At 68.6% G+C, this 15755-nt stretch carries 12 protein-coding genes; 3 read left to right on the plus strand and 9 right to left on the minus strand.

The window, feature by feature from the left end:
• Positions 1-70: 70 nt before the first annotated feature.
• From ACFVUT_RS30065 to ACFVUT_RS30085, 5 genes are all read right to left on the minus strand, one after another.
• Positions 71-958, minus strand: coding sequence for a geranyl diphosphate 2-C-methyltransferase (locus ACFVUT_RS30065; protein WP_389655894.1), 888 nt, complete (start codon positions 956-958; stop codon positions 71-73).
• Positions 959-975: 17 nt separating this feature from the next.
• A complete protein-coding gene (locus ACFVUT_RS30070; protein ID WP_389655769.1) occupies positions 976-2334 on the minus strand; it encodes a family 2 encapsulin nanocompartment cargo protein terpene cyclase in 1359 nt (452 codons plus the stop codon).
• A 104-nt stretch (positions 2335-2438) separates the two neighbouring features.
• Positions 2439-3851, minus strand: a complete 1413-nt coding sequence (locus ACFVUT_RS30075; protein WP_389655771.1) for a family 2B encapsulin nanocompartment shell protein — start codon at positions 3849-3851, stop codon at positions 2439-2441.
• Positions 3852-4420: 569 nt separating this feature from the next.
• Positions 4421-5377 carry an aldo/keto reductase gene (locus tag ACFVUT_RS30080; RefSeq protein WP_389655773.1) on the minus strand — a complete coding sequence of 319 codons (957 nt, stop codon included), beginning with the start codon at positions 5375-5377 and terminating at the stop codon, positions 4421-4423.
• Complete coding sequence (locus ACFVUT_RS30085) at positions 5374-7275, minus strand: hypothetical protein (protein ID WP_389655775.1); 1902 nt, start codon at positions 7273-7275, stop codon at positions 5374-5376. The genes ACFVUT_RS30080 and ACFVUT_RS30085 overlap by 4 nt, the downstream gene beginning before the upstream one ends.
• Positions 7276-7435: 160 nt before the next feature.
• Between ACFVUT_RS30085 and ACFVUT_RS30090 the strand changes: the two genes are divergently transcribed.
• From ACFVUT_RS30090 to ACFVUT_RS30100, 3 genes are all read left to right on the plus strand, one after another.
• Positions 7436-8257, plus strand: coding sequence for an amidohydrolase family protein (locus tag ACFVUT_RS30090; RefSeq protein ID WP_389655777.1), 822 nt, complete (start codon positions 7436-7438; stop codon positions 8255-8257).
• Between the two features lie 101 nt (positions 8258-8358).
• Positions 8359-9345 carry an acetylxylan esterase gene (locus ACFVUT_RS30095; protein WP_389655779.1) on the plus strand — a complete coding sequence of 329 codons (987 nt, stop codon included), beginning with the start codon at positions 8359-8361 and terminating at the stop codon, positions 9343-9345.
• 107 nt (positions 9346-9452) lie between these two features.
• Positions 9453-10190, plus strand: coding sequence for a GntR family transcriptional regulator (locus ACFVUT_RS30100; protein WP_389655781.1), 738 nt, complete (start codon positions 9453-9455; stop codon positions 10188-10190).
• Positions 10191-10339: 149 nt separating this feature from the next.
• Here ACFVUT_RS30100 and ACFVUT_RS30105 read toward each other — a convergent pair whose 3' ends face one another.
• Genes ACFVUT_RS30105 through ACFVUT_RS30120 form a run of 4 tightly spaced genes read right to left on the minus strand, consistent with a single transcriptional unit; the run spans position 10340 to position 15488 of the window.
• On the minus strand, positions 10340-12334 hold the full coding sequence (locus ACFVUT_RS30105; RefSeq protein ID WP_389655783.1) for a right-handed parallel beta-helix repeat-containing protein: 1995 nt from the start codon (positions 12332-12334) through the stop codon (positions 10340-10342).
• Positions 12335-12384: 50 nt separating this feature from the next.
• Positions 12385-13296: a carbohydrate ABC transporter permease gene (locus ACFVUT_RS30110; RefSeq protein WP_389655785.1), complete on the minus strand. Its 912-nt coding sequence runs from the start codon at positions 13294-13296 to the stop codon at positions 12385-12387.
• A gap of 9 nt (positions 13297-13305) precedes the next feature.
• On the minus strand, positions 13306-14262 hold the full coding sequence (locus ACFVUT_RS30115; protein ID WP_389655787.1) for a carbohydrate ABC transporter permease: 957 nt from the start codon (positions 14260-14262) through the stop codon (positions 13306-13308).
• On the minus strand, positions 14241-15488 hold the full coding sequence (locus ACFVUT_RS30120) for an ABC transporter substrate-binding protein (RefSeq protein WP_389655789.1): 1248 nt from the start codon (positions 15486-15488) through the stop codon (positions 14241-14243). Before ACFVUT_RS30120 ends, ACFVUT_RS30115 begins: the two co-directional genes overlap by 22 nt.
• Between the last annotated feature and the right edge of the window lie 267 nt (positions 15489-15755).

The raw sequence follows: 15755 nt of genomic DNA on the forward strand, positions 1-15755 counted from the left end.
TGAAACCAGCCGCATGGCCACGGGGGAGGGCCCGTTCCGTCGGAGCGGGCCCTCCCCCGTCAGCAGGAGGTCAGACGCGGTCGGCCGCGATGAGGAGGTACTGGAAGGACCCGTCCTTGTAGGAGTTGATGAACGCGTCCTCAATTCCCGTGACCAGCGAAGACGTGGCCCGCAGCTCCCAGTAGGGCAGGGTGTCGGGAGTGAGGTCGACGATGGCCTGGGGCACGAGGCGATTGTCGGCCATGGCGCGCAGGTACTCTCGGCGCGAGTGGATGTTGCACTCGAAGTGCGCGTTGATCTGCGAGACCCACTTCGAGGGCTGGCCGTACCGCGGGTTCCAGCAGCCGGTGATGGTCACGTAGCGACCGCCGACCGAGAGAATGCGGGAGTGTTCGGCGAAGAGGTCGTGCAGGTCGACGTACATGCTCGACTCGTTGTTCCACGAGGCCGCGGCCGACCCGGTCTCGAAAGGCGTGGCGAGCATGTTGCAGACGCGGGCGCGGACATGGTCCTGGAGGCGGAGTTCACGGGCACGATGGTTGGCGAAGTCGGCTTGCTTGGCCGACAGCGTGACACCTTCGACCTTGCAACCGAAGCGCTGGTGCGCCATCACCATCGAACCGCCGCGGCCACAGCCGGCGTCCACCAGGGTGTCGTCACGCCCGATGTCGCCGAGGTGTCCCAGGAGGAAATCGGCCTGCGCCGACTCCAGTCGGTGGAGCTCGGCGATCAGCCTCTTCTCGCTCGCGCTGTCCTCGCCGTCGCCGAGGGCGGCGCGGTCGACCTCACCGATGCCGTAGTGGTGGTGGTAGAGACCGTCGACATCGCCGAGCCGCAGGTTCACGGGCCTGGCCTCCCCGTCCCAGTAGCGGGCGATGTCCCCCTGGTAGGGCGTCGCCGGGCGCGGGATGCGCAGGGAGGTGGAGAGGGAGGTGGCGGTGAGTTCGGTGTGGGTCACAGATGAGTCCATTTCTCTTACCAGAAGTTGGGCAGGCTGTAGCGATAGGTGTTGGACCGGTGCCAGTAGTGGTTGCCGTCGACCCATGCGGCCACGCCCCGTAGGAAGCGCTGCACGTTCGGGACGGGGCACGCCTCGGCCAGGGCGGAGGCTTCGCGCTCGAAGTGGTGCATGAGGTCGTTGTGGACCTCGACCGACTTCAGATAGGCGTCCCGGTCGGAGAGGCCCTCCCGTTCGGCGATCACGACGGGCAGGTTCAGGTGGTGGCCGGGAGCGTCGAGTTCCTTGGTGTACGAGTACAGGTCGTTCACGATGGTCGTCGCGTTTCCCGCGAGAGCGATGACCTTCTGCATGGCGGCCTGGGCGTGCAGGTCCGCCGGCAGTTCGTAGCCGCCGACGGTGTCGGTGATGGTCGGGCAGGGGCGGAAGTTGTTGAACTGGCGCATCGCCAGGTACTCCCACACCTCCGGGACATGGTCCAGCTGGGCCCAGGCCGCTTCGGCGAGATACCCCATGTGCAGCCGGGCCATGTCGTGCCGGAGCCGGTCCGCCTGAGAGGGGCCCGCCGCCCGGACGAAGTACTCCATGGCGGAGCGGTAGGCGCGCCGAGGCGCGTCCGCATGGAGCGACTTCGCCCATTGCGGCTGGTACTCCTCCGTCGTGTGCAGGGGGTCGAGGGCGGTGTGCGCCAGCAGAAGGCGTTCGCCGAGGCCGATGGGCGAGCCTCCGTGGTCCTCGCAGTAGCAGTCGTCCACCGCGTTCTCGGCGACCATCAAGCGTGTGGCGAGCATCAGGTGGTCGACCGTGGGCGCGTCCGGATGGCAGCCGACCATGTAGCGGCCCACGGAGAAGCCGTCGAACTCCTCCTCCCAGTCCTCGGGATACAGGGCGACCTCGTCCAACGCCCAGGACTTGATCCTTCGGCTGACCTCCTCGACCCGCACCGGGTCGGGCTCGGGCACCGGGTGGTAATAGAGGCCCGGGACCGGCATGCCCTCCGCTGCGTCCGCCGGCGGGTCCGAGGGCGCCGGCGGCTCCTCCCGCAGGATCAGGCGCAGGCCCGCCGTGCCCAGGCCGCTGGGGCCACGCAGGATCCGATCCAGGTCACCGCTCGCCGCCGGCACCTCGGCTGCCGGGGCGCCGAAGGGCGGTGGGGAGGGCGCGGAGATCGCAGACGGGGAAGGCGCGGAGATCGGAGGTGGGGAGGGCGCGGAGATCGCAGACGGGGCGGGCAGGGAAGGCGCGGCGGGTGGGCCGCCGGTGGCGGCCTTGATGTCGCCGGCGCGGGCGGCGACGGCAGCGAGTACGTGCGCCCCGAAGTGGGAAGCGGCCTCTGGCAGGCTCGACTGTGGCGGTGGCAGCTCAGGCGCGGGCATCCATGGCTCCTCGGTGGGGTGGGCGGCTGTCCCGAAGCCCTTCGGGCATGCGCGGCCTCCCCTGAGGGTCCGGGTGTCGCACGCAGCCGATCGGGCCGGGTCCGCTACTTGGGCCAGCGGGCGATCTGCACGTTCTCCAGCACGCCGACCGCGTCCGGCACGAGGATCGCGGCGGAGTAGTAGGTACTGACGAGGTAGGACGTGATCGCCTTCTCGTCGAGGCTCATGAACCTGACCGACAGCCCCGGTTCGTACTCGTCCGGCAGCCCGGTCTGATGCAGGCCGATGACGCCCTGGTTCTCCTCGCCGGTACGCATGGCGAGGATCGAGCTGGTCTTCTCCTTCGTGACGGGGATCTTGTTGCAGGGGAGGATCGGAACCCCACGCCAGGCCGGGACCTGCTGGCCGCCGAGGTCGGTGTGGTCCGGATAGATCCCACGCGCGTTGAACTCACGCCCGATCGCCGCGATCGTCCGGGGGTGCGCGAGGAAGAACTTGGTTCCGCGGCGCCGACAGAGCAGTTCGTCCATGTCGTCCGGGGTCGGCGGGCCGGAGTGTGTCTGGATGCGCTGCTTGAAGTCGGCGTTGTGGAGCAGGCCGAACTCCCGGTTGTTGATCAGCTCGTGCTCCTGGCGCTCGCGCAGCGCCTCGATGGTGAGCCTGAGCTGCTCCTTGGTCTGGTTCATCGGCCCGTTGTAGAGGTCGGCGACCCTTGTGTGGATCCGCAGAATGGTCTGGGCGACCGAGAGTTCGTACTCGCGCGGTTTCAGTTCGTAGTCCACGAACGCGCCGGGCAACTCGTGCTCTCCGATGTGGCCGGCCGACATCGCGATCTCCGCTTCGCCGCGATGGTTCTGCCGCCGGCGGGAAAGCGATGAGAACTCTGCGACGTGGTCCCGGAGGCTCGGCGCGGCGGACAGCACGGCGGCGAAGTCGGCGCGTGACAGCGTGAGCAGCGTGCCCGAGGTTTCGGCGGTGGCGGTGTGCTCCCACCGGGCGTCCTCGTCCAGGAGGGCGTTCTCCCCGAACCGGTCGCCGTCGGCGAGTACGTCCAGAGCGACCTCGTCGTCATAACTGCCGGCGGAGGTCCGGTTGATGCGGCCGTGGGCGATCAGGTGGAGCTGGTCCGCGGGCGTCCCGCGCTCGACCAGTGTCTCGCCGCCCCGGAAGTCACGTTGGACGCACCGATCGGCGATGGCCGTCAGCACCTCCAGGTCGTCGAAGCCGCGCAGCAGAGCCAGTTCACCGAGCTCACGGGGGATCACCCTGACGTCGGCGCCGTCCTGGACGAACTCCACGCTCCCGTCGCCGACGGTGTAGGACAGGCGACGGTTCACCCGGTAGGCCCCGCCCTGGGTCTCCACCCAGGGGAGCATCCTCAGCAGCCAGCGAGAGGTGATCTCCTGCATCTGCGGGGCGGATTTGGTCGTGGTGGCGAGGTTGCGGGCAGCCGCCGTGCCCAGGCTGGATTGCCGGGGCAGCTCCAGCCCCGCTTCCGGGCTCGATTCAACAGTCATCGGGCAAGCTCTCCTTGGTGAGGGCGGTGACGCGCGTATGTGGACACAATCGGGCAACGGGAGGGGAAAGGGGTATGTGACCGGGAATCCGTCCAGATCCAGGGGAACACTAATGGCCGCTTCGCCCTCTGGACCAAGGAAAGTCGTCGACATTAACTCGATACGATGATCGCGTCCGCATGATGTTTGTCCGAGTGGCGACGGGATCCAGCCGCGATCGGAGGCGCGTCCCGGCGAGCGGCCGGTTCCGCGGTCGTCGCGCCGACGCGGAGACGGTGGGTCAGGAAAGTGAGCGGCCAGGCAGCCTCGTTGGGGTCCGGGGCCGTCGAAGGTGTGCCGGGTGCATGGCCTGTCGAAGGGGTGCCGGTTCCACGGCCCGTCGAAGCGCCGGGCGCGGTCGGCCTCGTCGGCGAGTTCGCCGACGGTGCGGCGTGCGCCGCGGCTCGGGGCGTCGTCGCCGGACGAGCGGGGTGATCCGCAGGACGGCCGCGACCGGCAACCGCCCCATGCGAACGGACCGGCTCCGGCTCCTCAGAGGGAGGCCGGAGCCGGTCCGATCCGTGTCCGGGCTAACCGGCCAGCAACTGCGGCGGTACGAAGCCCTCCTCGGCGAGCCGGAGCCACAGCTCGTCCGGGATCGGGAACCGGGATGCCGCGGCGTTCGCCGTCACTTCGTCCGCCGACCGGCAGCCCATGACGACCGACGTGACCGCGGGGTGCAGGTACGGGAACTGGACCGCGGCCGCGGCGAGCGGCACATCGAACTCGGCGCAGAGCGCGCGGCACCGCTGCGCGCGGGCCAGCTCCTCGGCGGGCACCGGGTGGTAGTTGAACATGGCGTCGTCCGACGGGTCGGCGAGCAGGCCGGTGTTGAAGACCCCGCCCACGACCACGGCGGTGCCGGTCTTCGCGCACAGGGGCAGCAGGGTCGTCAGCGCCTCGTGGCCGAGCAGGGAGAACCGGCCGGCGATGAGGACGACGTCCACCTCGAACTCCGCCACGAGAGCGGCCAGCTTCTCGCTGTGGTTCATGCCGAACCCGATCGCCCGGACCAGCCCCTCGTCCCGCAGGCGGCGTATCGCGGGATAGGCGGTACGCCGGACCTCGTCCACGTAGTCGTCCGGGTCGTGCAGGTACAGGACGTCGACCGACGATCGCCGCAGGCGGGTCAGACTCGACTCCAGCGACGTGCGGATCCCGTGCTCCGTCCAGTCGGTCACCACAGTGCCCGGCGAGCCGTCCGGCGCGGGCCGCAGCAGCCACCCCGTCTTCGTGGAGATCACCGGCTCGGTGATCCCGGCCGGGGCCAGCAGACGGCCGAGACGCTCCTCGGCCTGCCCGTGCCCGTAGCGCGGGGCGGTGTCGAAGTAGGTGAGGCCGGCCCGGGCCGCGGCCTCCAGCGTCGCGGCCGCGTCCTGTTCGCTCACCTCCTCGAACAACCCGCCCAGCGGGGCCGTGCCGATCCCGAGCCGGGGCAGGTCGAAGGGCAGCCGGGAAGGTGCCCCGTGCACCGGCGCGCCGGTCATCGAGCAACCTCCCACGGGGACCTGGCAGCCGGTCGGCCGTCGTGCAACGTCATCGTCAGGGTCAGCCGCACCCGCGTGGCTCCGGGCAGCTCGACCCGGCAGTACGGTCCACCGACGTCCTGCACCTGCCCCTCGTCGACACGGACGGTGTGCACGAGGTGTTCGGCGAACGAACCCGCCTGCACGACCACCGAGCGATCGGTGCTGCCGAGATTGACCAGTTCCACCACGGTGTGGTCCGGCCGGATGTCGGACACGAGCGCGGCGACGTCCGCGGGCAGTCCGGGCCGACGGTCGACGGCGTCGTGATAGCGCAGATGCAGCTGGGTCAGACCGCCGTTGTAGAGCACCTGCGGGGATCCGGTGGTCAGTTGCAGCAGGGCCTCGGTGACCACGGGATTGAGGTGCTGCCAGTGATGGATGTCCAGAGCGTCGGGGCCCACGGCCGGATCCACCGGGTCGTTCTCGATGGCCTCGACCCGCTCGGCGCAGGTGGCGAGGGCGCTGCGCAGCATCCGCTCGGGGAAGTCCGGGTTGCGGCCCTGGAGGAACTCGTACCACGGCTCCTCGTGCCCGGCCTCGTCCTTGATGCGCTGGGTGTGCACCGCTGTCCAGTCCCAGTTCGATCCGGCCCGCAGCTGCTCGATGCGTTCCTGGTCCACCCTGTCGCGGCTGAAGTGCCATAGAGAAAGGGGAAGTTGTCCCGGCATGACCGTGAAGTCGAACCAGCCGGAGTCGTTGTGCCGCTGGGGCACCATGAGCGTGCGCTCCTCGGCCATCGCCTCCAGATGCGGCTGCCAGCGCTCGCCCAGCGTTCCCATCTCGTCCGCGCGCCGGTGTTCGGCCTGACGCAGCACCGCGTCCAGCGGATTGCGGGCCAGGTCGAGGAAGGACCGGTCGCCGGTCAGCAGCGTCGCGTTGGACGCCCCGACGAGGGTGGCGCTCCCGACCGGGGAGAGCCCGTGCGGCCACGACCATCCGTAGTGGCCGCCGTACCACCGGCCGTCCAGATACTCGCCCACCACACCGTGCAGTCCGGCGTTGTCCGGCACGACGTCCTGGCCGTCGAGCCGCTCCCGCCACACGCCGACGTACTCGGCCACCCAGTCCGCGTAACGCCGGTCACCGGTGAGCAGGTGCGCGTTGGTGGCGAGCCCCGTCGCGGCCAGGTTCACGAGCGTGTCACCGCGGCCCATCCGGTCCCACATCGCCCGGCCGTAGGCGCGAGCACGCGCGGGGGAGGCGGCCAGCTCGTCGAAGGACGTGACGTCGTCCATCCCGTCGAGCGGCAGCCCGTAGGGGTGCAGGGCGAGACTCCACGGAAAGTACGTGTCGTGGTCGCTGAAGCCCCAGCGCGGGCCGGCGGAGCCGTTGTGCGGGGCGCGGATGACGCGGTGCTCGGCGTCGTAGTTGGGGCCGTCCGGCAGATAGAAGTCGGCGAAACGACACGCCAGTTCGCGCAGGTGCGCGTCGCCGGGGTCGGCGAGGCACAGCCCGTAGAAGAGGAGCAGCCCCTCGCCCTGGTGGAACCAGTCGTAGCCGCGCTCCAGACCGTTCTCCAGCATGCCCATCTCCGTGAGCTGCTCGGAGACCCCGTGCCAGTGCCGCCGCGCCGCGGTCAGGAGATCCGCGCTGCCGCCCAGCAGGTACAGCGTCGGCCAGTTGAAGAACGGTTCGTAGAAGTCGTCCACGCCGTCCCGGCCGTCGAGTCCCTCTCCCAGTGTGCCGCGGAAGACGAGGCGGCCGTCGCGTTCGGTGTAGCGGTCGGCGAAGACGCGCCATGCCTTGTCCTGGACGGCGAACAGTTCCCGTTCGAGTGCGGCCCATCGCGGGATGTCGGCGACGCGGCGGGTCGCTCGCACTTCCGGCACGTGCGCGGCGTCTGCGGTGGTCGTCATCGGCGCGCCCCTCCCGCCGCGAACGTGCCGCCGATTCGCCCGGTTATGAGCATCAAGAACACCCGGCCCCTCACAATCGCCCATCGATTACCGATGGCTAGACTCACTGGCGTGGGCTGACGTGTCAATACTCGGCAACGCCCCGGGAAGGATGCCGTTCGTGATCGACTGCCATGCTCATCTGTGGAACCCGGGGGAGGGGTTCCCCTGGATCCGTCCGGGTTCCGTGCACCACCGGCCGTTCTTCCCCGGTGATCTGGAGGACGCGGGTGCCGGCCTCGGCCTGACCGGAACCATCCTGGTCGAGGCGTCCCGCGGTGACATCGGCGAGACGCTCGCCCTGCGCGACCTGCGCCTGCGCCGACCGGATCTCGTCGCCGGATACGTCGCGAACCTGCACGTCCACGGGGACGGCGGCCCGGATCGCTTCCGGGCGCTCCTGGCGGACCTGGGAGACACCCGGCCCAACGGGATGCGCCTGGGCGGGCCGGCCTGGGCCGACACACCGGCGCCGGCCCGCGCGCTCGTCGCGGTGCTGGCCGAGGCGGGCATGGTGCTCGAACTCAACCTCGGCACCGGCGCCCTGCGGGCCGCGGCCGACGTGGCCGCCCGGCATCCCGGGCTGACCGTCGTCGTCGACCATCTCGGCAATCCCCCGAACCTCCTGACGGATCCGGGCGATTGGTACCGGGACGTCGTGCGCGCCGCCGAGACCCCCGGCGTGGTCGTGAAGATCTCCGGACTGCTCACCCAGCAGCAGGGGGTTCCGGCCGACCGGGTGGCGCACCTGGTCCGGCACGCGGTGGACGCCTTCGGCCCGGACCGCTGTGTCGTCGGCTCGGACTGGCCGATCTGCCTGCCCCGCGGCTCCCGGGCCGACTCGCTGGCGGCGGCGCGGCTCGGACTGGCCCATCTCCCCGCCGATCAGCGGGAACGAGTGCTCCACACCACCGCTGAACGCGTGTACGGACTGTGTGGTTGACAGCGCTCAGAGTGCCCTGCTTCGATTCATGGATGATCGATAGGCGATAAGTGGTCGCCTCCTTCCGGCCGAGCCGGCCCCGACCTCCGCGGAGACCCGAAATGGCTTTCTTCGACCTGCCCCTGGACGAGCTGGAGAGATACCGCCCCACCCTGGCCGAGCCGGTCGACTTCGACGAGTTCTGGCAGCAGACCCTCGGGCAGCAGGACGCGTTCGACCTCGCCGCGACGTTCGAACCGGTGCACAACGGGCTGGCCACGATCGACACCTTCGACGTGACGTTCGCCGGCTACGGCGGGCACCCGGTCCGCGGCTGGCTGCAACTGCCCGTGACCCGCACCGGGCCCCTGCCCGCCGTCGTGGAGTACCTGGGCTACGGCAGCGGTCGCGGGGCCCCGCACGAGAAGCGGCTGTGGGCGTGCGCGGGGTACGCGCACTTCATCATGGACACGCGCGGCCAGGGTGCCGAGACGCCCGACCCGGACCCCGCCACCGGCGACATAGCGGCACCGGGCTTCCTCACGCGCGGCGTCCTCGATCCGCACCGCTACTACTACCGCCGCCTGTTCACCGACGCGGTGCGCGCCGTCGCGGCGGTCCGCACCCATCCGGCTGTCGACGCGTCACGCGTCGTGGTCACCGGCACCAGCCAGGGCGGCGGGATCGCACTGGCCGCGGCGGGTCTCGTCCCGGACCTCGTCGCCGTCATGCCGGACGTGCCGTTCCTGTGCCACTTTCCGCGCGCCACCACGATGACCGACCAGCCCCCCTATGTCGAGGTCTCCCGGTTCGTGAAGCTGCACCGGGAGCACGCGGCCACAGTGGCCCGCACCATGTCCTACTTCGACGGCGTGACCCTGGCCCGCAGGGCGAACGCGCCGACGCTCTTCTCGGTCGGGCTGATGGATCACATCTGCCCGCCCTCGACCGTGTACGCCGCCTTCAACCACTACGGCTCGGAGCGCCAGGTCGACCAGGCGGACAAGCAGATCAGTGTGTATCCGTTCAATGACCACGAGGGGGGCGGACCGGCGCACGAGGTGGTGAAACTGGAATGGCTGGCGAAGCAGCTGGAAACCGCGGTGTGAGAACCTCCACGACCTAATGGACCGTGTCATGGAATCTCGCCATCGATAGACGATGAGCGCGTATCATGGCACAACTGGCTCTCCCCCCATCGCAGGATTGGGAATTCATGGCATCGAATGCGTCGGCTGGATTCGTCTCCACGCTGGCCACCAATAAGGACCGTTTCCGCAAAACCCTGATCTCCGACCAGGTGTACGAGCTGCTCCGCAAGGCGATTGTCGAGGGCGACCTCGCGCCGAACGAGCGCGTGGTCGAATCGGAAATCGCACGGCGCCTCGGGGTGAGCCAGGCGCCGGTGCGTGAGGCGGTCAAGCAACTGGCCCGTGAGGGCCTGCTGATGCACGTCCCGCGCAGGGGCCACTTCGTCATCGAGATCTCCTCGCAGGACGCGGAGTACGCCCGTCAGGTGCGGGAACCGCTGGAGCGGTTGGCGGCGCAACTCGCCACCGAGCGCATCACCGAGGAACATCTGACTGAGCTCGACACGCTCGTGGATCAGATGCACGAGGCCGTTGCCGCCAATGACGTCAGCCGCTTCCGCGACGCCGACATCGAGTTCCACACCTTGGTCGCCCAGATCGCCGGCAACCCGTTCCTGGCCCGGATGTGGGAGGTCATCGAGCCGAGCCTGCGTGCGCTGCGCGCCATCTCCGACCCCCTCTTCGAGGGCGACCGGCACGCGATGGCGGACGAGCACGGCCGCCTCGTGAATCTGCTGCGCGAGGGCGACGCGGACAGGGCGGCCGCCGCGTTCGCCGACCACGCGGCCGGCCGCGGACCGGTGCCGGACGCGCGGGCGGCGAGGAAGCCGCGGAAGGCCACCGCGGCCAAGAAGAAACGCTGACGGCTGTCCCGTGATCCCCGGTGGACGAGCGTGCGGCGTGCGGCAGGCACGGGCACTGGTCAGCCCGGGGGGCCCGGGAGAAGCGGCCGAATGTGTGAGGGCCCGAGCCGGACATCCGGCTCGGGCCCTCGCTTCTTGCCGCTCGGCCGTTACCGGCGGGCGCCCGCCGTCCACTTCGGCGCACCGTACTGGTAGGCGCCGAGGCTCGGGGTCGCGTCCGTCGACCCGTCGTTGATGCCCGGCAGCGCGATCGCCTGGTTGCGTGCGGGGGATCCCTCGGACAGCCGGTAGTCGTGCTGTGCCGCGTCCACGAACAGCGGATCGGTCTCCGCGGGCAGGTTGTTGGACAGCACCAGCCCGCCGTCGGTGGCACCGGTCAGGCCCCGGATGGCACCGATGTTGTTGTAGATCTTGGTTCCGGTGGACTGCCCCGGTTCCTTGACGTAGAACAATGTCATGCCGCCGGTGTTGTTGTACACGAGGTTGTCGTGCGACCCGGTGCCGAGGCCGTTCAGCATCACCGTGCCCTCAAGGTTGTTCCAGCCCACGTTGTTCGCGATCACGAGGTTGCTCTGCCCGTTGTCCGCGTAGACACCGGCGACCGCGAACGACGTGACGCCCGGGGTGGGCGTGCCGTCGTGCAACAGGTTGTGGTCGATCGACGACCCCATCATGTCGGCGCTGCAACAGGTGTAGATCGCCGCGGTGTCGAGGCTCAGCCGGGCGTACTGGGAGATGTCGTTGTGGGCGATGCGGTCCGGCCCCGGCGTGAGACCCGCGGTGGTGTCCCACTGCAGGTTGATCCCGCTGCGGCCGACCCGGTAGATGGTGTTGTGCATGACCGTCTGGCTGTTGCCCATCACAGCGATGCCGGCCGCGTACGTACCCAGGTAGTCGACATCGTGGATCACGTTGTCCGTCGCGGTGTTGTTCTGCCCGCGCAGTGCGATCCCGTTCCCGGCGCTCAGCGACAGATCACTGTTGACGATCTTGTTCTGCGTACCGTCGATCACGATGCCGGTGTCGCCGACACCGCGGGTCACGGAGCTGCCGCAGTCGGTGGTGCCCCGGGTGATGTCGGTGTAGTGCGACAGGTACTTTCCGGTGATGCGGTCCAGCGTCACATCGGTGCTGGACGGGCCGGTCCTGATCGTCGAGGCGAACAGGCCGATCCCGGAGACCGTGGTGTGGCTGGTGTTCGTCAGGTCGAAGGCGAGCGACCTGGTCTTCGCCTCGATCGTGTGCAGAGCGGGGCTGTCGGTGCTGTACATGTACAGCCGCTTCGCGGCCGGGTCGTAGAACCACTCCCCGGGGTTCGCGAGCTCCCCGATCTTGCCGGTGAGCGCGTAACGGGTGTCCGTCGGCACGACCTTGTGGACACACGGCGGCGCCTCGTCCAGTACCACCGACCCGACGGCGGAGCTCTTGACGGTGGTGGTGGCGGACACGTACCAGTAGCTCGTCAGCGCACGCGCGCCGTCCCAGTACCCCGCCGGGCGGGTCAGATCCGCGTCGGCGATCGTGGCGTCCGCACTGCCCGGACCGGCGTACTGCAGTTCCGGGTCGAGCAGGTCGAGACCGGGATAGGGCCACTGGGCCTCGATCCCCATCTTCTTGTCCGTGAAGATCTGCACGGTGGAGACGTCGGAACCGAGGTCGACGTCGGTGCTGTAGACCCGGCCCGCCCCCACGGCCTCGCTGAACGCCGAATCCAGTGCGTAGGGGTCGGTCTTGCCGATCTCGGCGACATCGTCGCCGGTCACCGGCGACCAGCCCTGGACCCGTGTGGCGCCGCTCAGTGTCACCTGGGCGCCCTGGGCGGCGCGGTAGGTGATCGGCTGCTCCGCCGTGCCCGACCGGGCCGGCACGACCGTCTCCTCGTACGTGCCGGACGCGATCACGCAGGTGTCGCCGGGAGCCGCCGTGTCGGCGCACCCCTGGATGCTCCGGAACGGCTTCAGGAGGGTGTGGCCACCGGCGGTGTCCCGTCCCCACGGTGCGACGTAATAGGTACGGCCGTCCTTGCCCTTGGCCGGATGGGCGCCGGCCGGGACGGCGGACGCCACCACGCACAGGGACGCGAGTACGGCCGCGGCCGCGGGCCACAGCCCCCGGCGGGGCCGTGACCATCGGTTTGTCAGCACTCCATTGTCCTCTCTCCTCTGATGGATGGATGGGAACCGTTTCGCCCGGATCAGCCCTTCACCGCACCGACCGTGAGGCCGCTGATGATGTGGCGCTGCATGTAGATGAAGAAGATGATCACGGGCGCGATCGCGAGCAGAAGGTTGGGGAACACCTTCGTCAGGTCCGTCGAGTACTGACTGATCCCGGCGTAGATCGCCGTCGTCACCGTGTAGTGCTCGGAGGACGGGCTGAGCAGGATCTGCGGGCTGACGAAGTCGTTCCAGATCCCGATCGAGTTGAGAATCAGCACCGTCACGACCGCCGGGCGCATCAGCGGGAAGATGATCGTCCAGAAAGTCCGGTACCTGCCCGCGCCGTCGATCGTCGCCGCGTGGTCGATGTCCACCGGGACGGTGCGGATGAAGCCGACGAACAGGAAGATGCTCACCGGGAGTGTCGACGCCACGTCGTGCGCGATCAGTCCGGTCACGGTGTTCGCGAGACCGATCTCACGGAGCACGTAGATCACCGGGATGATCACGGCGGCGCCGGGGATGAAGGTGCCGGCCAGGAAGTACAGCAGCACCAACTGCGTGCGCCGTTTCAGGCTGCGCGCGATCGCGTACGCCGCCGGGCCGGCGAGCAGGATGCACAGCACGTCCACCATCACGACGAGGAACAGGGTGAACCCGTAGCCGCCGATGACGTTGTACTGGGGGCTGTTGACCGCGGCGGACAGGTGCTCCAGCGTCAGATTGCCCAGCGGCAGCGAGAACGGGTTGTTGAGAATGTCGTCCTGTGACTTGAACGCGTTCACCAGGAGCAGGTAGACCGGCACGATCATGATCACGAACAGCAGGGACAACATCACCCAGCGCACGACCGAGCGTGACTCCGGCTTCTCCGTGCCCCGGGGAGCGTCGTCGGGATCCGGCTGCCGCCTGCGCTTGCCGCGGATCTCCGCCTCTAGTACCACCACCACCGGCTCCTAACCTGTCGCAGCTTGATCTTGTCGGTTGCGCAGCGCCGTCACGAGGAGTGCCAGCACGGCGGACACGACCATCAGGAACACTGCCTGAGCCGTCGCGTAGCCGACCTTGGTGCCCTCGAAGGAGCGGGCGAGAATGAGGTAGGTGAACGTCTGCGTCGATCCGGCGGGACCACCGCCGGTGAGGCTCACCACGATGTCGTAGGCCCGGATCAGGCCGACCAGGTTCAGCACGGTCGCCACGGTCACCACCGGCGCGATCATCGGGATCACCACGCGCAGGTTCGTCTGGCGCTTGGTCGCGCCGTCGATCGCCGCGGCTTCGAGCAGTTCGGCCGGGACCGTCTGGAGGGCGGCCACGAACAGCACGACGTTGAACCCGAACCCGGCCCACACGATCACGCCGATCAGCGTGACGAGTGCGAACTTCTCGTCGAAGAGGAACCCGACCGGTTCGATATCGAACTTGGCGAGCGTGTTGTTGATGGCACCGTTGGTGCCGAGGATCGCCGCCCACAGGTACCCGAGGATCAGGGCGCTGATCACGTGCGGGAAGTAGGCCACGGCGCGGAAGAACGAGTTCGACCGCGACCGTCCCTTCAGGACCAGCGCGTACATCAGGCCCAGGCCGACCATGAGTACGGTGCCCGCCCCGGCGATGATGGCGGTGACGTACCAGGAATCGGTCGAGCTGGGATCGTCGAACAGGTGCCGGTAGTTGTCCAGCCCGATGAACTCGGCCGTGGAGAAGCCGTCCCAGTCCGTCAGACTGAGATACACCGCGACGCCCACGGGCACGACGGTCATCACCGTGTAGAGCAGCACGGCCGGTCCCATCAGCCCCAGGGAGACGGCCGCCTCACGGAACCGCGCACGCCGGCGTTCCGCCTCGTGCCCCGCCGGGGCGGGGGCGGCACCGGTCCGCCCCCGCCGGGTCAGCTTTGCGAGTTCCACCACTTGTCCAATCCGCCCGCGGCATCCTTCGCGGACGCGCCCGTGTAAAGGGACTGGATCTGCTTGTTGAGCTCGTCGCTGAAGCCGGCGATCGGCTGGCTGGGCCCGGCCTTCACGAGCACCGACGGAGCCTTGTCCAGGACCTTCTGCACCGAGGTGCCGAGGCTGGACATCGGGTAGCTGAAGCCGCCCCGCAGATTGCCGTCGGCGGCGAGCTGGCTCTTGATGGCCTCCGGGTCGGTGACCAGCCACTTGACGAACTCGGTCGCCTCGGTCTTGTGCCGCGACTTGTTGACCACGACGTACGGGTTGGAGATGTTGCCGAACTGGCCGGAGGGGTACGCGCCGTCGGTCGGCATGCTGAACACACCGATCTCGTCGCTCTTCTTCGCGGCGTCCGCGGCGGGCACGAAGTACGAGCCCATGATGTACATCGCGGACTTGCCGTTGAGGAACGCCGTCTGGCCGTCCGCGTAGGTCAGGCCCAGGGCGCTCTTCTCCAGGTAGCCCGAGTCGATCCAGCTCTTGTAGTGCTCCAGGTAGGGCACATAGCCGCTGTCGGCGAAGGAGCCCTTGCCCTCGTTGCGCTTGACCGTCCACTTGGGGTCCGCGGTGAGGACTCCGGCATCGGCCATCATCGAGAACTGTGCGCCGGTCACCCACTGGCCGGCCGTCTGCAGCGGCTTGTAGCCGGCTGACTTCAGCTTGCCCATCGCGGTGGTGAACTGGTCCATGGTCTGGATCTTCGTCGCGTCGACCCCGGCCTTGGTGAAGGCGGCCTTGTTGTAGAAGACGAGCGACTGGATCTGCTCGCCCACGCCGACCATGTACCGCTTGCCGTCGATGGCGTACTGGTCGACCAGCGGGGTGTCGCTCGTCCAGGGCTGGTCCGACAGGTCGGTGAACAGGGAGGCGTTCTCCGCGGTCAGCGAGATCTGCTGCGCGATGTCGGGCGGGTCGCCCGCGGCCAGGTCCTGGGTCAGCTTCGCGTTCGCCGATATCGTGCCGGTCAGCTCCAGCTTCACCTTCACGTCGGGGTGGCTCTTCTCGTACCCCGCGAAGAGATCGGACCAGTACTTCTCGGTCAGGTTCGGCGTGATGTTGACGATGACGCGGAGGGTCGTGCGTCCCGCGGAATCCTCGGAGTCGTTGCCACCGCAGGCTGCGGCCGACGCCATCACCATCGGAGCCACTGCGAGTGCGCAGGCGCGGCGCCACATTTTTCTCATTCGGGACACGCTCCATTGCGTAGTCAATTAATAGTCGATTGTCGAGATCGAAGCACAGGCGTTTCGGCGAGGTCAACAACGAAAAGGAAACGGAGACCACGCCCGGTGGCGACCGGAAATTGGCACGTCACATCGTTTTGACGAAACCGCAGATCAAGTGCGGGTTCCCAGGGAATAGTGATTCCCGATGTGGCGTCCACGCATTTCCGACATCACCGCTGTCGCAGATGATTTCCATGCCCGGAGTTCTGGTGATTCCGGGCATGT

The sequence above is a fragment of the Streptomyces sp. NPDC058051 genome, from assembly GCF_042885475.1.
Taxonomy (GTDB): Bacteria; Actinomycetota; Actinomycetes; order Streptomycetales; family Streptomycetaceae; genus Streptomyces.